General features: G+C 59.0%; 16 protein-coding genes. 2 read left to right on the plus strand and 14 right to left on the minus strand.

Features of this window, described 5'->3' with window-relative positions; translation table 11 throughout:
* Window positions 1-9 precede the first annotated feature (9 nt).
* From AC22G1_RS10010 to prpB, 14 genes are all read right to left on the minus strand, one after another.
* Window positions 10-4860 carry an NAD-glutamate dehydrogenase gene (locus AC22G1_RS10010; protein WP_487316631.1) on the minus strand — a complete coding sequence of 1617 codons (4851 nt, stop codon included), beginning with the start codon at window positions 4858-4860 and terminating at the stop codon, window positions 10-12.
* 299 nt (window positions 4861-5159) lie between these two features.
* Window positions 5160-5381, minus strand: a complete 222-nt coding sequence (locus tag AC22G1_RS10015) for a DUF2835 family protein (RefSeq protein WP_487316632.1) — start codon at window positions 5379-5381, stop codon at window positions 5160-5162.
* A gap of 2 nt (window positions 5382-5383) precedes the next feature.
* On the minus strand, window positions 5384-7885 hold the full coding sequence (gene pepN / locus AC22G1_RS10020; RefSeq protein ID WP_487316633.1) for an aminopeptidase N: 2502 nt from the start codon (window positions 7883-7885) through the stop codon (window positions 5384-5386).
* 48 nt (window positions 7886-7933) lie between these two features.
* Entirely contained in the window at window positions 7934-9385 is a 1452-nt protein-coding gene (nhaC, locus tag AC22G1_RS10025; protein WP_487316634.1) for a Na+/H+ antiporter NhaC, read from the minus strand.
* 38 nt (window positions 9386-9423) lie between these two features.
* On the minus strand, window positions 9424-10791 hold the full coding sequence (locus AC22G1_RS10030) for a sodium-dependent transporter (protein ID WP_487316635.1): 1368 nt from the start codon (window positions 10789-10791) through the stop codon (window positions 9424-9426).
* Window positions 10792-10872: 81 nt separating this feature from the next.
* Entirely contained in the window at window positions 10873-12903 is a 2031-nt protein-coding gene (gene prc, locus AC22G1_RS10035) for a carboxy terminal-processing peptidase (RefSeq protein ID WP_487316636.1), read from the minus strand.
* A gap of 3 nt (window positions 12904-12906) precedes the next feature.
* Window positions 12907-13518 (minus strand): RNA chaperone ProQ, encoded by a 612-nt coding sequence (gene proQ, locus AC22G1_RS10040; protein WP_487316637.1) that lies wholly within the window; start codon window positions 13516-13518, stop codon window positions 12907-12909.
* A gap of 70 nt (window positions 13519-13588) precedes the next feature.
* Window positions 13589-14062 (minus strand): free L-methionine (R)-S-oxide reductase MsrC, encoded by a 474-nt coding sequence (msrC, locus tag AC22G1_RS10045; RefSeq protein ID WP_050658204.1) that lies wholly within the window; start codon window positions 14060-14062, stop codon window positions 13589-13591.
* A gap of 122 nt (window positions 14063-14184) precedes the next feature.
* The gene (locus AC22G1_RS10050) at window positions 14185-14844 is read right to left on the minus strand and encodes an SIMPL domain-containing protein (RefSeq protein WP_487316638.1); all 660 of its coding nucleotides are present in this window, start codon (window positions 14842-14844) and stop codon (window positions 14185-14187) included.
* The gene (locus AC22G1_RS10055) at window positions 14841-15101 is read right to left on the minus strand and encodes a YebG family protein (RefSeq protein ID WP_083445786.1); all 261 of its coding nucleotides are present in this window, start codon (window positions 15099-15101) and stop codon (window positions 14841-14843) included. Before AC22G1_RS10055 ends, AC22G1_RS10050 begins: the two co-directional genes overlap by 4 nt.
* A gap of 131 nt (window positions 15102-15232) precedes the next feature.
* Complete coding sequence (prpF, locus tag AC22G1_RS10060) at window positions 15233-16408, minus strand: 2-methylaconitate cis-trans isomerase PrpF (protein WP_487316639.1); 1176 nt, start codon at window positions 16406-16408, stop codon at window positions 15233-15235.
* A gap of 82 nt (window positions 16409-16490) precedes the next feature.
* On the minus strand, window positions 16491-19079 hold the full coding sequence (acnD, locus tag AC22G1_RS10065; RefSeq protein ID WP_487316640.1) for a Fe/S-dependent 2-methylisocitrate dehydratase AcnD: 2589 nt from the start codon (window positions 19077-19079) through the stop codon (window positions 16491-16493).
* Window positions 19080-19136: 57 nt separating this feature from the next.
* A complete protein-coding gene (gene prpC / locus AC22G1_RS10070) occupies window positions 19137-20264 on the minus strand; it encodes a bifunctional 2-methylcitrate synthase/citrate synthase (protein ID WP_487316641.1) in 1128 nt (375 codons plus the stop codon).
* 15 nt (window positions 20265-20279) lie between these two features.
* The gene (gene prpB, locus AC22G1_RS10075) at window positions 20280-21152 is read right to left on the minus strand and encodes a methylisocitrate lyase (RefSeq protein ID WP_487316642.1); all 873 of its coding nucleotides are present in this window, start codon (window positions 21150-21152) and stop codon (window positions 20280-20282) included.
* A 146-nt stretch (window positions 21153-21298) separates the two neighbouring features.
* Here prpB and AC22G1_RS10080 point away from each other — a divergent pair, with 146 nt between their 5' ends.
* Window positions 21299-22501 carry a paraquat-inducible protein A gene (locus AC22G1_RS10080; RefSeq protein ID WP_170164071.1) on the plus strand — a complete coding sequence of 401 codons (1203 nt, stop codon included), beginning with the start codon at window positions 21299-21301 and terminating at the stop codon, window positions 22499-22501.
* Window positions 22470-24995: an MlaD family protein gene (locus AC22G1_RS10085; protein WP_487316643.1), complete on the plus strand. Its 2526-nt coding sequence runs from the start codon at window positions 22470-22472 to the stop codon at window positions 24993-24995. The genes AC22G1_RS10080 and AC22G1_RS10085 overlap by 32 nt, the downstream gene beginning before the upstream one ends.
* Window positions 24996-25075: the final 80 nt, after the last annotated feature.

A 25075-nucleotide genomic window follows, 5' to 3' on the forward strand; every position in this document is an offset into this window, starting at 1 on the left:
CCCACAAAATCAGGCGGCTGTGGCCGGCTGGCAGTGGTGAATAAGGATGCCCAGCTCACGCAGCGCCACCGAGAACTTGGCGAACTCGTGGGTTTGGCTGGTGCGGAACTCAGACAGCATCTGGTTCCAACGGGTGAGGATGGCTTCATGCCCCTCAATCCACTGCTCCACCACATCTTCTACCGGGCAGCTGTCGTCGGTGCAGCTTTGCAGCACGGCGGCGGTCAGCTGGCGCTGGTGCCAGTCCAGCTCTTCGCGGTAGGAAGCGCGGGCCAGGGCTTGCCAGTGGTTGGTAACCGGCTGGCCGATGATCTGCTCGAGGAACCAGTGCAGGCCCAGTTGCGCGCCCAGTTTGTAGTAGCTGTTGGCCACCAGGGTTTGAGGCAACTGCTGCTGCTGGGCCACTTCGGCGATGTCCATCACGCAGAACAGGCTGGAGAGCTGCTCTATTTCATAGGCAAGGGATTTGGGCACACCGGCTTCCACCAGTTGCTCTGCCTCGGCGCGAATGCCCTCGGCTTCGTCTTCCACCATGTAACCCATCAGGTTGGCTTTGATTTTCTCAACGCCGTCCTTGTAGAAGGCAACCCCTTCTTCGATGGTCATGGCCTTGTTGCGATGGCGCAGGAACCAACGGGTAGCGCGGCGGATGGTGCGGCGCAGCTCGAACAGCAAGCCAGACTGCACGTCGCTGGCGATGACGTTATCCAGAGCGGTGACTTCAGCCCAGAGGCGGCGCAGGTCGAAAATGGCCGCGGCCATGGCGTAGCTGTGGGCGATGTCCACAGCGGTGCCGCCGGTTTCGTCCATCATGCGATGCACGAAGTTCAGGCCCATGTCGTTGGTGATGCGGTTGGCAAGCTGGGTCGCGATGATTTCGCCGCGCAGCGGGTGGTTAGCCATGGCATCACTGAACTGGTCTTGGATCAGCGCCGGGAAGTTGGCCTTGAGCAGTTTGGAGTGGTAGGCATCTTCGGTGATCTCCGCCACGTTAAACATCTCTTTGAGAACCATCTTGCTGTAAGCGGTCAGTACCGACAGCTCAGGCCGGGTCAGGCCCTTGCCTTGGGCGGCGCGCTCGGCCAGCTCGTCTTCAGATGGCAAAAACTCCAAGGCTCGGTCCAGCTTGCCAGCTTTTTCCAGCTCTTGGATAAAGCGGCTTTGCTCTTTGAGGGCGCTGCCCCCTTTAAGCTCGGTGATGGAGATGGAGTGGGTCTGCTCGTAGCAGTCTTCCAGCACGATGCGGGCCACGTCGTCGGTCATGTCATACAACAGCTTGTCGCGCTGCTTGCGGGTCATATCGCCGCTTTGCACCAGAGTGTTCAGCAGGATTTTGATGTTCACTTCGTTATCGGAGCAATCCACACCGCCGACGTTGTCGACAAAGTCGGTGTTGATGCGCCCGCCACCCAGGGCGTATTCGATACGGCCGCGCTGGGTCAGGCCCAGGTTACCGCCCTCGCCTACTACCTTGGCACGCAGCTCGCCGCCGTTGATGCGGATGGCATCGTTGGCACGGTCGCCCACTTCGGCGTTGCTTTCGCTGGCCGCTTTCACGTAGGTGCCGATACCGCCGTTCCACAGCAGATCCACTTCCATCTGCAGGATGGCTTTCATCAGCTCGTTAGGGGTCATGCTGACTTTTTTGGTGTCGAGCATGCGCTTCATCTGCGGGCTGAGCTTGATGGCCTTGAGGCTACGGCTGAAGATACCGCCGCCTTCGGAGATAAGCTCTTTGTTGTAATCGTCCCAGGTGCTGGTGGGCAGGTTAAAGAGACGCTCGCGCTCGGCAAAGCTCAAAGCGGCATCCGGCTCTGGGTCGATGAAGATGTGCATGTGGTTAAAGGCGGCCAGCAGGCGGGTGTGCTTGGACAGCAGCATGCCGTTACCAAATACGTCGCCGGCCATGTCACCGATACCGGTCGCGGTAAAGTCGGTAGTCTGGCAGTCGATACCCATTTCCCGGAAGTGGCGCTTGACCGACTCCCAGCCGCCACGGGCAGTGATACCCATTTTCTTGTGGTCGTAACCCACGGAGCCGCCAGAGGCAAAGGCGTCGCCCAGCCAGTGGCCGTACTCTTCGGCAATGCCGTTGGCAATGTCAGAGAAGGTTGCGGTGCCTTTGTCGGCCGCTACCACGAGATAAGGGTCGTCTTCGTCGTGGCGCACCACGTCAACCGGCGGCACGATGTCGCCGCCGACAATGTTGTCGGTGATGTCCAAGAGCGCGCGGATAAAGGTGCGGTAGCACTCTTTACCTTCGTTGAGGAAGGCTTCGCGGCCACCGGTGGTGGGCAGCTTTTTACAGACAAAGCCGCCTTTGGCGCCCACAGGGACGATAACGGTGTTCTTCACCTGCTGGGCTTTCACCAGGCCCAATACCTCGGTGCGGAAGTCTTCGCGGCGATCAGACCAGCGCAGGCCGCCACGGGCCACCTTGCCACCACGAAGGTGCACACCTTCAACCCGCGGGCTGTAGACGAAGATCTCAAAAGCCGGCAACGGCAGCGGCATGTCGGAGATCATGTCCGGCTTCATCTTGAAGGAGATATACGGCTTCTCGTTGCCGTCTTTGCTCTTTTGGAAGAAGTTGGTGCGAAGGGTGGCGCTGATAAGCTCCACGTAGGAGCGGATGATGCGATCGTCATCGAGGTTGGAGACTTGGTCCAGCTCCTCGTTGATTTGGCCAACCAGCTTCTCCAGGGTTTTTTCGGCCGCCGGCTTTTTGGGGTCGAAACGCTTGGTAAAGAGCTGCACCAGCATCTGCGCCAGGTGCGGGTAACGCACCAGGGTTTCTTCGATGTAAGACTGGCTGAAAGACGAGCCAATCTGGCGCATGTACTTGGCAAAGGCGCGCAGGATAACCACTTCGCGGCCGCTTAGGCCGGCGCCGAGGACCAATTTGTTAAAGCCGTCGTCTTCGAAGTCGCCGCTCCACACCTTGGCAAAGGCGTCTTGGAAACGATGCTGGCTCTCTTCGAGGTTCAGCTCCTTGGCGCCGGTCAGCTCCATGTAGAAATCCAGCACCCAATACGGCTTGCCGTCACTGGTGCGCACTTCACAGGGGCGCTCGCCGATGATGCGAAGGCCCATGTTTTCGAGCATTGGCATCACGTCAGACAGGTAAATGGGCTGGTCCATGTGGAACAGCTTGAGTTTCACCAAGCGCGGGTTACGAAATTCCTGTGGGCGATAGAACAGCATGCCAAGCTGGTGCTCTTCGCTCAGGGCTTCGAGTTGCGCGATGTCAACAGCGGCGGTGCTGGGCAGCACTTCTTCCTTGTAGGAACGGGGGAAGGCCTGCACGTATTTACGGGCCAGCTTTTTGCCGTTGGCTTCGCCATGGATAGACAACAAGGCCGCTTCCAGCTTGTCTTCCCAGCTGCGGGCCGCTTCGATGAGGTTCGCTTCTATCTCTTTCACGTTGATATCTTTGTCAGCGTCCTTGACCCGCACTAGGTAATGGGTGCGGCACAGGGCGGATTCGGAAAAATAAGTGGTAAATTCCACTTCCTCTGAAGAGCCCAGGGCCTGTGCCAGGATGCGCTGGGTGGCGATCCGCAGCTGGGTGTTGTAACGCTCTTTGGTCACATACACCATGCAGGAGTAGTAGCGGCCAAAGACATCCTTGCGGATAAAGAGCCGGGTACGGTCCCGCTCCTGCATCTGCAGCACGCCAAGGCCGACTTGCATCAGCTCTTCTTCCTTGGCCTGGATCAGCTCATCGCGCGGATAGGTTTCCAGGATGTTCATCAGCGCCTTGTAGGCGTGGCTGCCCTTGGCAAAACCGGAGTTCTCCAGCACCCGCTGCAATTTTTTGCGGATCATCGGAATTTGCATGGCCGAGTTGTTGTAGACGCTGGAGGCGTACAGGCCGATAAAGCGGTCTTCGCCCACTACATTGCCGTCGGCGTCAAAACGCTTGATACCGATGTAATCGATATAAGCGGGGCGATGCACCCGGGATTTGGAGTTGGTTTTGGTGAGCACCAGCAGGTGCGGGCTTAAGGCTTCTTCCCAGGCGCTTTCGCCAAGGGCCGAGAGGCTACGCTTGTGCACTTCTTTGGACGCGCGCATCAAACCGAGGCTCGAGTCGATTTGCGGGCGCAGCTCATAGTCGCCCTTGACCGGCTCGATGGCGTAATAGCGATAGCCCATCAGGGTAAAGTTGTGGTCGTTCACCCACTTTAAGAAGGCGTCCACCTCTGCCCTTTCTTCTTGTTCTACCGGCAGTTTGGTGTTTTCAATGCGGCCGATAACCTCGTCCATGCGCTCTTGCATGGGTTGCCAATCGGTCACCGCCAGGGTGACATCGGCCAGCACCACCCGCAGCTCGTCGGTGAGGTTGTCTATCACCTTCTGCTCGGTCTGGCGGTCCACCTCGATGAGGAACACCGTCTCGGCCTTGTCGCTTTTCTTTTGCTCTGACAAGCGGCGCAGCGCCGTCACCTGGCTGTGCTTGTCCCGGGCAAAGGCCAGAGGAATGTGCAGCATCAGGTGCGAGGTGATGGCATGGCGGCTAAGGGCCATGCGAATGGAGTCCACCAGGAACGGCATATCGTCGTGGACGATTTCGATGATGGTGTGGCTCGACTGCCAGCCGTCACGGCTCACTTCCGGGTTAAAGACGCGGATATAGCTCTCACCGGCCTTTTTCTTATTCAAGGCATTCCAGAGGCTTAAGGCGGCGCCATAGAGGTCGGCATCGTTACGACCGGAAAAGTCGTCCACCGACATGGTGCCATAGATCTTCTGGACAAAGCTGGTGATGAGCGGGGCGCGATCGGAAGGAACTTTGGAATCAATGAGTTTGCAAACGTTATCAAGCAGTACGGACGAATGACCGTCTATCAGTGCCATGTGACTCTCTTCCCTTAGGTACTGCAAAGCGGAAAATCCGCTTACCCCGTGATGTGAGTGGAATTGGGTTGCCTAGTATCAAGCGACCGCCAAGCGGTAATGCTTGAAAGCACGAACAATTCTATGCCTTTCCACAGCAGGTTGCGAGGGGCGCCCAGCAAAAATGCCGGTTGCCAAAGCACTGGTTAGACCTCAATTAAAGGCCAGTAAAAACAAGGGCTGGCGCGCCCTTGCCAGGGAAGGTTTACGCTCACGTCAAAGCGCCATTAACGGCGGTAATGGCAAAAAGGTCTCAAAGACTATGGCAGGGCGTAAAAACGGACAATGTCATTGTTTGGCCCGAGCTCCAGGGCAAAGCGCCCGTGGAGCCCGGCCAGGGTGACATGGGGGCGCAGGTGGCGAAACGGCACCGACAGCAATTGGCCGCCGTCGGCGCGCAGCAGAATACGGGTATCGGGCCGCTGGTAAGCGGCCTCCAGCGGCCCGTAATCCACATCCAGAGTCAGGGTAAACTGACGCATCCTCAGCCTTTAAGAGCCTTGCCCAGCAGCTCGCCAAGGTCGGCCGAGGTTTGCGGGGTTTGCAGGCCTTTGAGCAGCGCTTCCAGCCCTTGGCGACGTTTCGGGTCAAAACGGCGCCATTGCAGCAATGGCCCCACCATCCGGGCCGTGGCCTGGGGGTTGATGGCGTCAAGCTTTGGCAGCACCTCGCCCAGCCACTGATAGCCGGCCTCGGTATGGCACTCGGGGTTGGTGGCGATAAAGGTACCGATAAGGGCCCGGGTGCGGTTGGGGTTGTTCCAGTTAAAGGCGCTGTGCGCCATCACTTTACCCATGCGTTTAAGGGCGCCGCTGCGCTGGCCTTGTAGCATCAGCCACTTGTCCATCACCTGGGGGTTATCCTCAAAACGCTCGGCAAAATCGGCAAGCAGCACGTCGCTGTTGGCCAGATCCCCTGCCACCGCTGCGGCCAGGGCGCCTTGGCGCTCGGTCATGTTGCGGGCTTGCTGGTAGCGGTCAAACACCCCTTGCTCCAAGGGCTCGGCCAGCAAGGTCAGCAGGCTGTTGGTAAGGGCGCGGGCGCCTTTTTCTTTGACGTCTTTGACCATCTGGTAACGGTCGTGCAGCACCGCAAAGAGTCGCTCGCGCACTTGGCTGCGAAGGCGCTGGCGAGCCGCCACCAGGCCGTCCAGGTCGATTTGGTCAAACCAGCCTTGCATGGCGTTAACCGACGGCACCTTAAAGAGCTCGGCGTCCAGGAAGGCGTCGGTCAAAGGCCGGGTGGCAATGCCGTGCAAGGAGCGCAGCCACAGCTCCAGGGCTGGGTGCTCTTCCCCTTGCAGCCAGGCGGCGACCAGCCGCTGCAACAGCCGCTCGGCGGCGTCCACCCGCACAAAGCCGTCGCCGGCCTTTTCCATCAGCGCCGCCAGTTCGTCGTCAGACTGCTCAAACACCAGTTTGACCGGCGCCGAGAAGCCGCACAGGGGCGCGAGAATGGGCTTTTCGTCAAACTGGCCGAGGGCGAAGGTCTGCTCGGCCTCTTGCAGCTGCAATACGTCCTTGCCGTGGCCCAAGAGCTCGATGGCAAAAGGCAGCGGCAGCGGGCCTTTTTCAGCCTGATCGCTGGTGGGCGGAGTCAACTGGCTGAGCTTGATGCCGTAGTGGCCGTTTTCCCAAATCTCTTTGACGGTCAGCACCGGGGTGCCGGACTGGCGATACCAGCCTTTGAAGCGGGTGAGATCCACATCGTTGGCGTCGGCCATGGCGTCCACGAAATCGTCGCAGGTCACCGCCTGGCCGTCGTGGCGCTTGAAGTAGAGATCCATGCCGGCCCGAAAACCCGCTTTACCCAAGAGGCCATTTAGCATGCGGATAACTTCGGCGCCCTTGTTGTATACGGTCACGGTGTAGAAGTTGTTCATCTCCGCCACTTCTAAGGGGCGGATGGGGTGGCTCATGGGGCCCGCGTCTTCGGCAAACTGCAAGGTGCGGATCACCTGGGCTTCTTTTATACGGGTGGCGCTGGAGCCGGCCCAGTCGCTGCTGAACTGTTGGTCGCGAAATACCGTCAGGCCTTCTTTGAGGCTGAGCTGGAACCAGTCGCGGCAGGTCACTCTGTTACCGGTCCAGTTGTGGAAGTACTCGTGGGCGATGATGGCGGCGATGTTGTCAAAGTCCTGGTCGGTGGCGGTGTCGTCATCGGCCAGCACGTACTTGGCGTTGAAGATGTTAAGGCCCTTGTTCTCCATGGCGCCCATGTTGAAGAAATCCACCGCCACAATCATGAACCGGTCGAGGTCGTACTCGAGGCCGTAGGTGTCTTCGTCCCACTTCATGGAGAATTTCAGCGCCTCCATGGCGTGGCGGGCCTGCACTCGCCTGCCCTTGTCCACGAAGATCTGTAGCAGCACGTCACGGCCACTGGCGGTGGTAAAGCTGTCTTCCAGCAGGTCAAAATCCCCGGCCACCAGGGCAAAGAGATAACAAGGCTTGGGGTGCGGGTCGTGCCAGGTGGCAAAGTGGCGGCCACCTTCGAGCTCGCCGCTTTCAACCAGGTTGCCGTTGGACAAGAGCTGCGGATACTGCGCTTTATCGGCTATCACCTTGGTGGTGTAGACAGCGAGCACGTCCGGGCGGTCGAGAAAATAGGTGATGCGGCGAAAGCCTTCGGCCTCGCACTGGGTACAAAAAGCGCCGCCGGAGCGATACAGCCCCTCGAGAGCGGTATTGGCGGTGGGGTCAATCTGGGTGACGATTTTCAACGTGGCGCTGTCTTTTGCCACCTCAATCACCAGTTGGTCGTTTTCAAAACGGGGGGTAACGGCTTTGCCGTCCAGCTCTACTGACACCAGCTCCAGCTGCTCGCCGTCCAGGCGCAGCAAGGGGTCGGTGCCGTTCTTGGTCAAGGTACTGACGGCGGTGACCCGGGTTTGGGTATCGTGCAGCTCAAAGGTGAGGTCGAGAGCGCTGATGAGAAATGCGGGGGCTTTGTAATCCGCCAATCGTTTTACCGGCTTGTTGGCCATGCCTACTCCTTTGAAAGGAAAGCCCGGCAATGCCGGGCTTGGAACAGGTTACTGCGCAGGTCCCGCGGCAGGGGGACTGAGCCTGAGGATCTTGACACCCAGGTAGGCGTATATCACCGCCAGTACCGGATTGATGAGATTGAACAGAGCATAAAAGATATAGTCCGCCGGGGAAACATGCAGAACCGAATGCATGTACGCCCCGCAGGTATTCCAGGGTACCAGAGGCGAGGTAATGGTGCCGCCATCTTCGAGGGAGCGAGACAAGTTAACCGGCGCCAGGCCGCGCCGCTCGTACTCTTCTTTGAACATTCGGCCCGGCATGACGATAGCCATATATTGGTCGGCGGTAAGAATGTTGGAGCCAATACAGGTGGCAATGGTGGCCGCAATGAGGCTACCGGCGCTTTTGGCCGCCCCCAGTAGGCCGCGAATAAGGCGGGTCAGCAGCCCGGTGCGCTCCATCACCGCGCCAAAGCTCATGGCGCACATGATAAGCCAGACGGTATTGAGCATGGAGCTCATGCCGCCGCCGGAAAGGAGCTTGTCCAAGGTGGGGTTGCCGGTCTCGATGCTAATGCCGTTAAAAAGGGTGGTCCACATCAGCTTAAGGCCGGCCACCAGCCCCTCGCCCCCTAGGCGATGCACCAACTCGCTCTGGAATAACAGCGCCCACACGCCTCCCAGCAGCGCGCCGATAAACACCGCCGGGAAGGCGGGCATCTTGCGCATGGCCATCACCAGCAAGGCCACCAGCGGCACCAGGTGCCAGACGGAGATATCAAAGTTCTGGGTCAAACCGGTAAGGATGGCGTCGATGCGGGCGCTGGAGGCGTCGCCCTGGCTGCCAAGGCCCAGCAGCAGGAAGATAATGAGCGCCAGCACAAAGGACGGCACCGTGGTCCACATCATGTGGCGAATGTGGGAGAACAAATCTGAGCCCGCCACCGCTGGTGCCAGGTTGGTGGTTTCAGACAGCGGCGAGATTTTATCGCCAAAGTAGGCGCCGGAGACCACGGCGCCGGCGGTGGCGGCCGGTGACAGGCCAAGGCCCCCTGCTACCCCCATCAGCGCCACGCCAATAGTGGCGGCGGTGGTCCAGCTCGAGCCGATGGCCAGGGACACCACGGCGCAGATAAGGCAGGTGGCGGCATAGAAAATCGACGGGTTGAGGATCTTAAGGCCGAAGTAAATCAGGCTCGGTACGGTGCCGGCCAGCAGCCAGGTGCCGATAAGGGCGCCCACGGCCAGCAAAATCAGCACGGCGCCCAGGGAAATACTGATGCCCTTAATGATGCCCTTTTCAATGTCGTGCCACTGGTGGCCGTTTTTAAGAGCAATGATGGCGGCCACCATGGCAGAGAGTAGCAGCGCTATCTGGTTGGGGCCGTAGGAGGAGTCGTCGTGGAACAGCGTCACCGACGCTGCCAGCAAGGCAATAAGGACCACCACCGGGATGATGGCGTCCAGCAAGGAAGGCGCTTTTATTTCGGCTTTCATCGGGCTCTCTTTATAAAAGGCGGCCGGGGCCGCCCTGACTACAGGTTGATGATCCCAACAAGTTGCAGGAACACCAGCAAGATGGCGACAGGCGCCAGGAATTTGATGACCGGATACCAGCTTTTGAACACCACCGGGGCGTCAATCATGTCGGCTATCAAGGATTTATTGGCCACCCAACCGGTAAAGATGGCAATGGCCAGGCCGCCGATGGGCAGCAGGATATTGGCGGTCAGGTAATCAAGCACCGAGAAGAAATCGGTGCCGGCAAACTGGGCGATGGGCAGCTCTGCCACCGAGGCAATGGTGCCAAGAGACAGCAACCAAATCCCCAAACCGGCAGTGATGGCGGCGCCCCAGCGGCTAAAGCCGCGTTTTTCCACCAGCCAGGCCACCGACGATTCAATCAGCGCCAGCGCCGAGGTAAAGGCGGCAAACACCAGCATGATGAAAAACAACACCCCCACCAAGCGCCCGCCCGGCATCTGGCCAAAGGCAATGGGCAGGGTCTGAAAGATAAGCCCCGGCCCGGCGCCCGGCGCCAGGTGGTGGGCAAAGACGATGGGGTAAATGGCCATGCCGGCGATAAGCGCCACCAGGGTGTCGAAAAAGGCTATCCACAGCGAGCTTTTGGCGATGGATACCCCCTCTGGCAGGTAGGCGCCGTACATGATCATGATCCCCGAGGCCAGGCTCAAGGTGAAAAAGGAATGGCCCAGGGCCACCACCACCCCGTTGATGGTGAGCTTGGAAAAATCCGGGTCAAACATGAAGTGCAGGGCCGCCGCAAAATCCCCTTCGCTGGCGGCGTAACCGGCCAGCACCAGCAGCAGCAAAAACAAAATGGGCATCAGGGTCGATACCGCCCGCTCCAGGCCGGCCTTAACGCCTTTGCCTATCACCAGCACCGTGCCAAGAATAACCAGGCTAGTCCAGCCCAGCAGCGCCCAGCCGTTGGAGGTCAGCCCTTTGAACAGCGCTTGTACCGCCGCTGGGTCGCCATTGCCAAAGTCCCCTGCCCCGGCTTTAAAGATATAAGCCAGGCCCCAGCCGGTAATGACCACATAAAAAGACAGGATAAGGTAGCCGCTTATCACCCCCATCCAGCCCACAAAGCCCCAAAAGGCCGGCTTACCCGAGGCTTTGGCCACTTCGGTGGTGGATTTACCGGGGGTGCGGCGCCCGTATTTACCGATGGCCACTTCCGCCATCATCACCGGTATGCCAATGAGCAGGATACAAATGAGGTACACCAGCACGAAGGCGCCGCCGCCGTTCTCACCTGTGATGTAGGGAAACTTCCAGATATTGCCAAGGCCTACGGCGGCGCCGGTGGCGGCGAGGATATAGGCGAAGCGGTTCGACCAGCGGGTGGCCCCGCCTTTCTTGCTGTTAGCTTGCTGCATTGGCCGTCCTTGTTGTTATTGTTCGATAAAACCCTAACAGAGCAGCCAGAAAAAAAAAGGCCCCAAAATCGGGGCCTTATCTCATTTTTTAGCTAAGTCATCGACTTTGACGTAGTCGAGAGTGATGCGGGCGGCTTCGGCCAGATCCACATCGGGAAGCTCGAAGTCCTTGGGCACGTCGTCCAGGGTCTTGTAAGTCGGCTTGCCTTCGAATGTGGCCCAGGAGTTGATGCGCTCCAGGCGTTTGGCTTCGTCGTCCTTACGTTCTTTTTCCCGGTCGGCTTTATTCAAAGACACCGTTTTGTCCGCTTTGTGGGCGTTATATTCCTTAAGATCATCAAGGATATAAGCGTAGCGGGGGTCTTTGGCCATGCGCGCGTCATGCAGTTTTTGCAGCTCGGCGGTGTGGCTGACCATGTCCAGCGGCTGGTAATCGGCCGGGGGGATCTGATCCCAGGGCAGCGAGTTGTCGTTGGTGCTCTCGCCTACTTTATCCGGGTCGATTTCTGGGGGCAGCAGTACATCCGGCTCCACCCCTTTGTGCTGGGTGCTGCCGCCATTGATGCGGTAGAACTTGGCAATGGTGTACTGGATAAAGCCCATTTTGTTGTCGAACATGTCGTACAGGCGGCCAAGACCGCGGTGCTGCTGCACTGTGCCTTTACCGTAGGAGTTCTGGCCAATGATAAGGGCGCGGCCATAGTCTTGCAGGGCAGCCGAGAAAATCTCCGACGCAGAAGCGCTGTAGCGGTCAATCAGCACCGTCAGCGGGCCGCTGTAGGCCACTTCGCCGTCGGAATCGCCTTCCACATCCACCCGGCCATTGGCGCTACGCACCTGCACTACCGGGCCCTCGTCGATAAAGAGGCCAGTCAGGGCCGAGGCTTCGGTCAGCGCGCCGCCGCCGTTACCGCGAAGGTCCATGATGATGGCGCCAACCTTGTCTTTCTTCAGTTTGGCGATTTCTTTTTTCACGTCGGCAGACAGGCCCACATAGAAGCTCGGCACGTTAATCACGCCCACCTTCTGGCCTTTGTATTCGCCGTAGGGAATGGTGTAAACCTCGCCCTTGGCGGCGCGGTCTTCCAGGCGCACCTTGTCACGCTCAATGACAACGGTCTTGGGCTTGGCCGAGACCGAGCCACCGGGCAGCACTTCCAGGCGCACCTTGGAGCCTTTTTTGCCCTTGATAAGCTCGACCACGTCGTCAAGGCGCATGCCAACCACGTCGGTCATCTCGCCCTTGGTGCCCTGCCCTACGGCAATGATTTTGTCCTCGGGCTTGAGCTGGCCGGATTTATCGGCCGGGCCACCTTTAACCAAAGAGGCAATCACGGTGTAGTCGTCGATGGACTGCAATACCGCGCCAATGCCTTCCAGTTGCAGGTTCATCTCCACGTCAAAACGCTCGGCGCTACGGGGAGACATATAGCTGGTGTGGGGCTCTACCTGGTTGGCAAAGGCGTTCATGGCCAACTGGTAGACATCCTCGCTCTGGGACTGGCTAAGACGCTTGATGGCGTTGTTGTAACGCTTGGTCAAGGTGTCTTTGATTTCGTCCCATTTCTTGCCGGTCAGGCTGAGGTTGAGCTCGTCGTATTTGACGCGCTCGCGCCAAATCTCGTTAAGCTCGGCCTCGTCCTTGGGCCAGGGGGCTTCGGTACGGTCGTAGACATATTTGTCTTCGGTATCAAAGCTCATGGGTTTATCCAGCAGCGACAAGGCATAGGCAAAGCGTTCAAAGCGGCGCTTCATGCCAAGGTCGTAGATGGCGTAGGCCCAGCTGTTGTCGCCGTCGATAAGGTCGTTATCGATTTGGGTGGCGTAGAGCTTTTTAAAACCGTCGATGTCGCTTTGCAAAAAGATGCTGCGGTTGTAGTCGAGATCTTTTAAGTAGCGGTCAAGGATCTCGCCGGACAGTTTGTCGTCCAGCGAGAAATGCTTGTAGTGGGAGCGGCGCAGCAAAGTGGTGATCCGCTTGGTCTCTGTCGCGTGCTGTGCTTCTGGTGCCAACTTGGGCAGCGCATCTTCACCGAGGGTGGGTGCCACCGCATAGCTGAACGTGGACACCATGGCCGCGGTTAACGCGGCCAGTCGAATCACCTTTACCATCCGTTACTCTCCCTTGGCGGCGATCAAATGCTCGCCCTTTACATGCATTACCATGCCGGTAACCAGCTGAACCTGCACAGAATCCTTATCAACGGCTACCACGGTGCCCGGCAGAGGGCGCTGGCCCCCAACCACCCGCACATCGTCACCCACTTTCAGGGCGTTGATGTCCAGGCGCGGTGCCTGGCGGGGTTTGGGCTTGGCGCTAGGAGCCGGTTTACGCGGCGCCTTTTTATCATTGGGTTTGCGCTGGGGCTTTTTGTCCGGGTCGACACCGGCCTTACGCATGGACTCATGCAGGCTGGTTTGGGCGTGCTCGGCTTCGCTGTCGGTAACGGCGATGCTGTCGGCGCCGTCCAGATCAACCCGCGCGACACCGGCTTTAACGCTACGCAGGTAACGCCAGGCGTTGGTGTAGTGGCGCAGCGCCATGCGCAGTTGGGTCTTGGAGACCCGCTCGTCGCTATCCAGGCGCTCGGCCAAGTCTTGAAAAATACCGATTTTCAGCGGTTTGGCTTCGCCCTTGAGGGTAAAGCATTGCGGGAACGTCTCAGCCAGAAAGGCAAGTACTGCCTTGGTATCGGGGAGTTTTGACGAACTTTCAGTTTGTTCCATGAGTATTCCTTTGCCAGACACGCAGGGCCTTAAAACCTGCGCAGCGGCTTATTCTAAAAGGTCAGGCAGCTTATTTACCAGTGTTGCTGAGGGCATCGCCCAGCGCCTTGACGAATGCATTAAGCCCGGCTTCGTCATCGGCATCAAAGCGACTGAATGAAGGGGAATCTATATCCAGCACACCGATAATGGCGCCGTTGACCACCAGGGGCACGACTATCTCGGCGTTGGAGGCGCCATCACAGGCGATATGACCGGGGAAGGCGTGAACATCGTCCACTCGCTGGGTGGCCTTTTGGGCAACGGCTGTTCCGCACACCCCTTTGCCAACCTCGATACGCACACAGGCAGCCTTACCCTGGAACGGCCCCAGCACCAGGGTGTCGCCCTGAAGCAGGTAGAAGCCGACCCAGTTGAGGTCATCAAGGTGTTCATTCAGCAAGGCGCTGATGTTGGCCAGGTTAGCGATAAGATCCGGTTCACCGTCGATAAGACCCAATGCCATCTGGGTTATTTCGGTATAAAAAGCGGCTTTATTGCTCATAGATTTTTGGTTTTGCCCTTAGGGCCTTAAATTCGAACTGTCGGTATAACGTAGGAAGCTTGGCCCTGTCCAGTTAAGGATGCGCCAGACAGGGCCTAAGGCGCTATTTTAGAGCCGGGCGGTCAGTCTTTAATCGCAAATCGGGCTGACACGCTGGCGCTTACATCAATGGTGCCTGGGGTTTGCATAGGGCCACTGTCCATGGCGGCAGCGCGCATGTACACCACCGGCGCCCGGCCGCCGCCCTGCTCGTCCACACTCACCATTTTACCCAGGCTGGTGCCACCGGCATTGGCCAGCAGCGCGGCTTTACTCTTGGCATCCATCACCGCTTGGGCCAGCAATTCACGATAGAGCTTGTCTTGCCCCGAATAAGCCAGCTGTACCTGGCCGATACCGTCGCTGTGGGCGTCTACCGCCACTTTCAGCGCCTTGGGGTAAAGGTCAAAGTCGTGCACCGTTACCCGGTAGCTTTGCTGAGCGCGAAGGCCGGCGGCTTTGCCGTCTACATAGCGCGGCGATACGTCAAAGCGGGTGCCCTGGATGTCTTTGTCGGCCACGCCGAGCTTTTTAATGGCCGCCAAAAACGGTTTGGCTTTGGCTTCGATGTCTTTTAGCAGCACATCAGACTGCTCCCCTTCGCTGCTAAAGGACACGGTGAAGCTAACTTCATCCGGCGCCACGGCGCGGCTTGCTTCGCCCTGCACCGCTACGTAACGGTCCATGGCCATGGTCAGTGGGCTGGCTACCGCCAGCACCATGGCCAACGCTGCTACTTTCATGGGCTCTCCTTTTTCGGTTTGGTTGCTGCCGGTTTGCCTTTAAGGGCCGCCAGCAGCGCATCCTTTTCGGTAGCAAGGAACAACCCCAGTTGCTCCCGGTGCTCTTCACTTAAGGTCACGGGGCCTTTTTCCAGCAGGTCGGCCAACAGATCGGCGCTGTCGAGCAGCTTGTCATAGGCATCTGCTTCCTGTTTGCTGGTAAAGGTCATCTTCTCTATCCCCTTGCGTACTACGACGTATTGAATAACGACGGCCATAACGACTCCTGATTTACTGTATGAATGAACAGTAAATCATTTCCTCGGTCAGGTCACGCCGAAATTCAGAGGACAGGGGCAGTATTGCAAAGCTTTATGAGAGGCTGATGAACGCCCCGCTTTACGCCGGGTTAAAAGCACTCCTCGGGCACCCTCACCCAGCCCTCCATGATGATGCGGGCGCTGCGGCTCATGGACACTTCTTGCACCTGCCAGTTGCCGCTGGCGTCCTGCCCTGCCTTGGCGCCTACCAGCAAGGTGCCAGAGGGGTGGCCAAAGCGAAGGCTGTTAGAAGAGCCGCCGGCCGCTTCGCTCACCAAGGTGCCGGGAATGGCCGCCGCGGTAGCGATGGCGACAGCCGCAGTGCCCATCATGGCGTGGTGCAACTGGCCCATGGACATGGCCCTGACACAAAGGGCAATGCTGTCGCCAGCCACGGTTTTACCGCTCGACGCGTTATAGCTAGTGGGAGGCGCCACAAAGGCAACTTTCGGGGTGTGCTGGCGGGTGGCCGCTTCTTGTGGGGTTTTGATAAGCCCCATCTTGAGGGCCCCGGCGGTGCGCAGCGCTTCTAAGCGCGCCAAAGCGGCTTTATCGCCATTGATATCACCTTGCAGCTCGGTGCCCCGGTAACCAATGTCACGGGCGCGCACAAAGATGGTGGGAATGCCGGCGTTAATCAGGGTGGCCTCAAGGCTGCCAAGGCCGGGGACGTCCAGTTGGTCGACAAGGTTTGCAGTGGGGAACAGCGCCCCTTCATCGTCAGCCGGGTCAACAAAGGTCAGCGGCAGCTCTGCGGCCGCAAAGGTGACACCGTCTAGCTCAAAATCGCCGGTCTCCTGGACCTGGCCCTCACTGATGGGCACCCGGGCGATGATGGTTTTGCCGATGTTTTGCTGCCAGATATGAATGTCAACGTGGCCGTTTTGGGGCAGCAAGGCGCTGTCAACCAGGCCGCTGTGAATGGCAAAGGCGCCCACCGCTGCCGAGAGGTTACCGCAGTTACCGCTCCAGTCCACAAAGGGCTTATCGATGGCGACTTGGCCAAAGAGGTAATCCACATGGTGGCCCGGCCTTTGGCTTTTACTGAGGATAACCGCCTTGGAGGTGCTGGAGCTGGCGTTACCCAGGCCATCAATCTGTTTGCCGTAAGGGTCTGGGCTACCGAGCACCCTAAGCAGCAGCTTGTCTCGGGCTGGGCCCGGCTCACGGGCGGCAGGGGGCAAGTCGTTTAAGCGAAAAAACACCCCCTTGGAGGTGCCGCCGCGCATGTAGGTAGCCAGAATTTTGATTTGCGGTTTACTCATTACATCACTCCACACCGGCTGCCCGGCAAAAAGAGCCCCATAAAAAAGGAAAGCCGCCTTCCCTGGCGGCTTAAGGGGATGATCAGTTATTGGCGTCCAAAAAATCCTGGGCAAAGCGCTGCAGCACCCCGCCCGCCTGGTAGATAGACACCTCTTCGAGGGTGTCGAGGCGGCAGGTGACCGGCGCTTCAAGGCGCTCACCGTTGTGGCGGTGCAGCACCAGCGTCAGCTCGGCGCCGGGGGCAGGAGTGCCTTTAACATCAAACGTCTCGGTGCCATCAATGCCCAGGGTATGGCGGTCGGTGCCGTCTTTAAATTGCAGCGGTAATACCCCCATGCCAATCAAGTTGGTGCGGTGAATGCGCTCAAAGCCTTCGGCCACGATGGCCTCAACCCCAGCCAGCCGCACCCCTTTTGCCGCCCAGTCGCGGCTTGAACCTTGGCCGTAATCGGCGCCGGCGATAATGCAAAGGGGTTGGCGCCGGGCCATGTAGGCCTCGATGGCCTCCCACATCCTCATTACCTTGCCTTCAGGCTCCAGGCGCGCCAGGGAGCCTTGTTTTACGGCGCCGTCCACCACCGCCATCTCGTTGATAAGCTTGGGGTTGGCAAAGGTGGCACGCTGGGCGGTGAGGTGATCGCCTCGGTGAGTGGCGTAGGAGTTGAAGTCCTCTTCGGCCAAGCCCATTTTGGCTAGGTACTCGCCGGCGGCGCTGCTGGCCAGGATAGCGTTAGAGGGCGACAGGTGGTCGGTGGTGATGTTATCCCCCAGCACCGCCAGCGGCCGCATGCCCTTGAGGCTGCGCTCACCGGCCAGGGCGCCTTCCCAGTATGGCGGGCGGCGAATATAGGTGCTTTGTGGCCGCCAGTCATACAGTGGCTTGACACTTTGGCCGTAGTCCACCTTCAGGTTAAACATGGGGTCGTACACGGCTTTGAACTGCTCTGGCTTTACACTTTGCTTGATGATGGCGTCTATTTCGCCGTCATCGGGCCAGATGTCCTTGAGGGTAATACTGCGGCCTTCGGCGTCCACCCCCAGGGCGTCTTTTTCGATATCAAAGCGGATGGTGCCGGCAATGGCGTAGGCCACCACCAGCGGCGGCGAGGCCAAAAAGGCCTGCTTGGCATAGGGATGAATGCGGCCGTCAAAGTTTCGGTTACCGGAGAGCACCGCCGTGGCATAGAGGTCGCGCTCGACGATCTCCTGCTGGATAACCGGGTCCAAGGCGCCGCTCATGCCGTTACAGGTGGTGCAGGCAAAGCCCACCACCCCAAAACCGAGCTGCTCGAGGTACCCCAGTAGCCCTGCTTCTTTCAGATACAGCTCTACCGCTTTGGAGCCCGGTGCCAGGGAGGTTTTGACCCAAGGCTGGCGCACCAGGCCCTTTTGCACCGCGTTGCGGGCCAAGAGGCCGGCGGCGATGACGTTGCGGGGGTTAGAGGTGTTGGTGCAGCTGGTGATGGCGGCGATGATAACGGCGCCATCTGGCATCAGCCCCGGCTCTTGCTGCCAGGCGCCGGCAATGCCCCGTTTGCCAAGCTCGCTCACCGGCACCCTTTTATGGGGATTGGAGGGCCCGGCGATGTTGCGCACCACCGAGCTTAAATCAAAGCGCAGGGTGCGCTCATACTCGGCGCTCTGAAGGCCATCGGCCCAGAGCCCGGCGGTTTTGGCGTATTGCTCTACCAGTTGCACCTGGGCCTCTTCGCGGCCGGTCAGGCGCAGGTAATCAAGGGTCTGCTCGTCAATATGGAACATGGCGGCGGTGGCGCCGTATTCTGGGGTCATGTTGGCGATGGTGGCCCTGTCGCCCAAGGTGAGGCTGCGAGCGCCCTCGCCGAAGAATTCAAGATAGGCACCCACCACCTTTTCGCTACGCAAAAACTCGGTGATGGCCAGCACGATGTCGGTAGCGGTAATGCCGGGCGCCGCCTTACCGGTCAGCTCAACGCCGACGATATCGGGCAGGCGCAGCCAGGAGGCGCGGCCCAGCATCACGCTTTCGGCTTCAAGGCCCCCTACCCCCACGGCTATTACCCCCAGGGCGTCAACATGGGGAGTGTGGCTGTCGGTGCCCACCAAGGTATCGGGGAAGGCAACGCCGTCTTTTACTTGCACCACCGGCGACATCTTCTCGAGGTTGATTTGGTGCATGATGCCGTTGCCAGGAGGAATAACCTCGACGTTTTCAAAGGCGAGCTTGGTCCAGTTGATAAAGTGGAAACGGTCTTCATTGCGCCTGTCTTCGATGGCGCGGTTCTTATCAAAAGCGTCTTTGTCAAAACCGGCGTGCTCGACCGCAAGGGAGTGGTCAACAATCAGCTGGGTAGGCACCACCGGGTTGACCTTGGCCGGGTCGCCGCCGCGCTCGGCAATGGCGTCGCGAAGGCCAGCAAGGTCTACCAGGGCGGTCTGGCCGAGAATGTCGTGGCACACCACCCGGGCCGGGAACCAGGGGAAATCCAGCTCCCGTTTGCCGTGGATGATTTGCCCCAGGTAATCGTTAAGGCGCGCCGGTTCTGCTCGGCGCACTAGGTTTTCGGCCAGCACCCGGGCGGTATAGGAAAGGCGCGCATAGGCCCCCGGCACCAGGGCGTCGACGGCGGCGCGGGTATCAAAATAGTCAAGCGAGGTGCCCGGCAGGGCTTTTCGAAATTGGCTGTTCATGCCTTGAACTCGTGTTGTCACTAACGGCAAAGGGCCCCGAAGGGCCACTTTTCTTTATCAGGAGCGGTTTTCCAGGGCAACAAATTCCCTGACATCAGGCCCGGTGTATTCGGCCGAAGGCCGGATAATGCGGTTGTTGGCCCGCTGCTCCATTACATGGGCGGTCCAGCCCGATACCCTTGAGCAAACAAAAATCGGGGTAAAAAGCTTGGTGGGAATGCCCATGTAGTGATAGGCGCTGGCGTGGAAGAAATCGGCGTTGGGGAACAGCTGCTTTTTCTCCCACATAAACTGCTCGGTGGCCTCGGAAACCCGGTACAGACGGTCGTCCCCAAAGTCCCGGGCCAAGGCCTTGGACCAATACTTGATAACGGCGTTGCGCGGGTCCTTGGTGCGGTAGATGGCATGGCCAAAGCCCATGATCTTCTCTTTTTGCTCCAGCATGGCGTTTAGGCGCGACACCGCTTCTTCTTCGCTGGCCCAATGCTCAATCATGGCCATGGCCATCTCGTTGGCACCGCCGTGCAGCGGGCCACGGAGCGAGCCGATGGCGGCGGTCACGCAAGAGTGCATGTCAGAAAGGGTGGAGGCGCAGACCCTGGCGGTAAAGGTGGAGGCGTTGAACTCATGCTCGGCGTAGAGGATGAGCGACACGTTCATCACTTTTTCGAAAAGCGCGCTCGGCGCTTTGCCGTGCAGCAGCGCCAGGAAGTGGCCGCCGATGCTGTCGCAGTCCGAGTCGGTGTCAATGCGCACTCCGTCATGACTAAATCGGTACCAGTAGTTGATGATGCCGGGAAAAGTCGCCAGCAGGCGGTCGGATACGTCCATCTGCACGCTAAAGTCCCCTTCTTGCTCCAGGTTACCCAGGGCCGAGCAACCGGTGCGCAGCACGTCCATGGGGTGAGCGTCGGCAGGGATTTTCTCCAACATCTCGCAAAGGGTGGCTGGCAGCTTGCGCATGCCCTTGAGCTTGGTCTTGTAGGCGCCAAGCTCGGCTTCATTGGGCAGCTCACCGCGCAGCAGCAGATATGCCACTTCTTCAAAGCAGGCTTTGTCGGCCAGGGTTTCAATGTCGTAGCCGCGATAATGCAGGCCGTTACCGGCGGTGCCGACGGTACAGATGCTGGTTTGTCCGGCGACCTGGCCGCGAAGGCCAGCTCCCCCCAATGCTTTATCAACCATGCTGCATTCCTCTTTTTATTTATCTTTGGCAAATAGGGCGTCGAGCTTTTGCTCGTACTGGTGGTAATTGAGGTAGTCGTACAATTTGCTGCGGGTTTGCATGGTGTCTACCACGGCGTTTTGGTGGCCGTCGCGAAGGATGGCTTCAAAGACCTTGACCGCGGCGGCATTGGCGGCGCGAAACGCCGACAGCGGATAAAGCACCATGTCAACGCCGTGCTCGGCCAACTGGGCCTTGTGGTAAAGCTCTGTTTGGCCGAACTCGGTCATGTTGGCTAGCACCGGCACGCCGCAGGCAGCTTTGATGCGGTCGTAATGGTTAAGGTCGGTCATGGCTTCGGCAAAGATCATGTCGGCGCCGGCTTCGGCGTAGGCAGCGGCGCGCTCGACGGCGGCGTCCAGGCCTTCTACAGCCAGCGCGTCGGTGCGGGCCATGATTACGAAGTTGCTGTCCTGGCGGGCATCAACGGCGGCTTTGATGCGGTCTTGCATTTCGCTGGTGGAGACCACTTCCTTGTTGGGTCTGTGGCCACAGCGCTTTTGCGAAACCTGATCTTCCATATGCACGGCGGCCACCCCGGCCCGCTCCATGGTCTTGATGGTGCGGCCAATGTTAAAGGCGCCGCCCCAGCCCACATCGATATCCACCAACAGCGGCAGATCCACGGCGCCGGTAATGCGCTCGGCATCGAGAGCCACATCGTTAAGGGTGGTAATGGCCAAGTCAGGCAGGCCAAAGCTGGCGTTGGCCACGCCGCCGCCAGACAGGTAAAGGGCTTTAAAACCAGCCGCTTTGGCCATCAGCGCCATATAGGCATTGATGGTACCGGCAATTTGCAGGGGGTGTTCGCTGGCAACCAGCTCGCGGAATTTGCGTCCCTGAGACATGACAAACCTCACATGGGGAAAACTCCTCTCAGACTAATCCTTGCTTTACGTTAACGTCAACCTCAAGCTGAAAGACCTTGATCTGCTTGAGGCTGCCTGGCTGAGCAGATAGCATGGGCGGATCGCCGTTAACGGATCGGCCCGCCATGTCCGAACCCCAGATAGTCTGCCCCCACTGCTTGCTGCATATGAGCGGCTGCGCCTTGGATACCGGCCATAACGCCTGGTGCCCGCGCTGCGGCGGCGCCATTGCCGAAGGCCGGCGCATGAAAACCCGCACCATGGTGGCCCTGGCGATGACCCTCTCCCTCGGCACCCTGTGTTTGCTGTTCATGCCCCTGGTGAGCTTTAGCGTCTTTGGCATCAGTACCGATGCCACCTTGCTAAGCGGCATTATCAACCTCGCCCAAGAAGGCCAGTGGATCCCGTCTTTTCTGGTGTTCCTGACCGCGCTGGCGGTACCTATCTTGATGTCTTGCCTGCTGCTCTTTGTGCTATTTGCCCCCGACAGCCATATGCGCCGCCAAAGCATGGTGGCCCTTGGGTATCTCAAGGAATGGTGCATGCTCGACATCCTGCTGGTGGGGCTTTGCGTGTCCATGGTCAAACTGGGAGACATTGGCGATCTGCACCTCAAAGCCGGCATGTGGAGCCTGGTGCTGGGGCAGCTGGCCATGGCGGCATTGCTGCAAGGTATTCGCCCGGCCGAGCTTTGGCAGCGCATTGCCGAGCAGCCCCTTAAAAATGTCGATGGGCTACGAAGCTGTGTGCGCTGTTATGCCCTCAATGTGGCCTCCGCCGAGTATTGCTGGCGCTGCCAGCGCCATTTGGAAAGCCGCCCTACCCAGGGCCGGCGCCTTTGCTGGATGCTGCTTATCGCCTCTTGCGTGCTACTGGTGCCGGCCAACTTTTTGCCCATCAGCTACACCACTTCTTTTGGCTCCACCGGCGCCGATACCATTCTTTCCGGGGTGCTTACCTTAAGTAACGCTGGCAGCCCCGGTATTGCGGTGCTGGTGTTTGTGGCTTCCATCGTGGTGCCCATCGGTAAGATTTTGCTGCTTGGCATCATTCTTTACCGTTCCAAGGGCCATGAGTTTTCGCCGCGCCGCGCCCAAAAGCTTTACAAACTGGTGCACTTTGTCGGCCGCTGGTCGATGTTGGATATTTTTGTGATCACCATTATGGTTACCCTTGTTGATCAAGGGGTTTTGTCTCAATTCGAGGTGGGCCCCGCCGCCACACCTTTTGCCATGGTGGTGGTGCTGACCATGCTGGTCACCATGCGTTTCGATACCCGTTGGTTATGGATACAAGATGAAAAAAACCGCCGTCAACGTGATGGATAAACCCGAGATCCGCAAGGTGCGGCGTGTGTCTTTGGTGTGGGTGGTGCCGCTGCTGGCCATTGCCCTGGCCAGCTATTTGATTTATCAGCAGTTTGTGGAACGCGGCCTGCTGCTCACCCTCACTTTCCCCGAGGCCAAGGGCCTGGTGCCCGGCAAAACCGAGCTGCGCTACCAGGGCTTTAAGGTAGGAGTGGTTAGCCGCCTCAGTTTTAACGCCAAAACCGGGGAATTTACTGCCCACATCAACGCCATGCGCGATGTGGAGCCGCTTTTAAAGGAAAACACCCAGTTCTGGCTGGTTAAACCCACGGCCAGCCTGTTGGGGGTATCGGGCCTTGATACCCTGCTCTCCGGTAACTACATCGCCATGCTGCCCGGTGACGGCAAGCCCCAGCGGGATTTTGTTGCCCGCCATACCCCGCCGCCCGAACCGGTGCCAGAAGGGGTGTTCATGGTGGAGCTTGCGCTGCGTAACTTAGGCTCGCTGACCGACGGCTCCCCTGTCTATTACCGGCGCGTGCCCATCGGCGAGGTGCACAGCTACCGCCTGGACAAAGAAGCCGGCGCCGTGGTGTTGCAGCTCACCTTTGATGAAAACTATGCCGACTTGGTGAAAAGGGACAGCCGCTTTAAAGATGTGTCCGGCCTTAAAATTCAGGCCGGCCTTAACGGCGTGAAAGTCGACAGCCAGGGCCTGGTGTCCATGCTAAGCGGCGGGCTGCAAATGGACTCCCCGGACGACTCCCCGGCCGCCAAATACGGCCAGCGCTTTGTGCTGGACCAGGAGCGGCGCTTTAACCACCAGGTGCACCTTAACTTTGACCAGCAGGTGTTCCTGCCCAAAGGCACTCCCATCATTGCCCATCAGCAAGTGGTGGGTGAAGTGATGGACAGCAACGACTCCGGGGTGTTGCTGGGCTTTAACGAGCAGCCGGTCAATCCCTTCTACGCCTGGGTAGCCCAGCGTAGCCTCAAAGATTTACAGGTCGCCACCCTGTTACATCCCCAGTACATTCGCTTGCTGCAAGGGGTGGATGGCCGCCATATCCTCCACAACGAGCCACCGCTGCCCAACAAGAGCGACAGCGAGCTTTTGGTTAAGATCAGCAGCGACCACAAGCTGGCCGATGGTACGCCCATTCAGTACAAAGGCTTTACAGTAGGTGAAGTGATTTACTCGCACCTTGAGGGTGACAAGGTCATTGCCGAAACCAGCATTCAGCAGGCTTACCGGCAGCTGGTTCGCCGCGACAGCCGCTTTGAATCTGCCGATCCGTTGCAAGTGGACGCCAGTTTTCAAAAGTTCAAGCTGAAAACCGCCCCTCTCGAAACCTGGTGGGAAGGGGCCGTTAACATCCTGCCCGGCAAGGGCGAAGACGCCCCCTATGACAGCCTTTTCGTGTTGGATAAGCAAAGCGCGGTACCGATGCAGCATTTGACGCTGCATGTCTCGCCGCCCCACTCCCTGCCCACCGGTACCCCGGTGCGCCGCAACGGCTTTACCATAGGGGAAGTGCAAAGCAGCACCCTGGAAAAAGGCGGCAAGGAAGCGCAGATCAAGGTGGCCATTCGTAAGGACATCACCCTTGGCGCCAAAAGCCGCTTTTATTGGCAGCCTCCTATCGCCATGAAGGCCGATCTTAAAGGGATCCGGGTCAGCATTCCTGACCTTGCCTCGGCCGTTGCTGGCAGCATTGAGCTGGTGGATGCTAAAGACCCGGGCAGCAAGGAAGAGCGCACCCGCATCTTTACCAATAAAGACAGCGCCCTGGCCGTTGGCCCCGAGATAACCCTGTTGGTACCGGCTCTTACCGAGATAACCCCGGATGCGCCGGTCAAATACCTCGGTTACCCGGTGGGCAAAGTGGTCAACCTCGATGACAACGACCAAGGCCGGGTGTTGACCATCCGCTTTGACAGCAATCTTGCCGAACGCTTTGCCCGCCACGGCAGCCAGTTCAGCCTGGTGCGCCCGCAGCTGTCCCTTGGCGGGGTTGACCATCTTGACGCCCTGCTCGGCCCTTATATCGCCGTGATGCCGGCTAAGGATAAGAGTGCCCAGCAAGAGACCGCCTTTACCCTCTCCCCCACCCTTTATCCCCATAAAGAAGTGGTGGTGGCTGCCACCAGCGCCGCCGGGCTCAGTGCCGGGGCGCCGGTGTGGTACCGGGATCTGCCGGTAGGCCAGATCTTGAGCCTTAAACTGATGCCGACCGGCGATGGGGTCTTTATTCGCCTTGCCATCCGCGATGAGGCGGCCCAGTGGGTCACCAGCAACAGCCGTTTTTGGGTGAAAGCCGGCTTCAAAGCCAGCTTCGGCTTCCTGGACGGCTTTAAATTCAACACCGACAGCCTGCAAGCCATCGCCCAGGGCGGCATTCAATTTGCCACCTTTGGCGGCGGCCAGCCGGTCGACAAACCCATGCCGCTGCAAAGCGACGCCCCCGAGCACTGGGAGCAATGGTCGCCGGAGCTGCCGCGTCCCCAAAGCTAAGGCTTTTTGCTACACTCTCGGGCCTGTTTTAAAGGCCCGAGAGTCAGCGTGCACAGCAAAGCCTTCCTTCCCCCTTCCTT

This window comes from Gallaecimonas zhanjiangensis, from assembly GCF_057624825.1.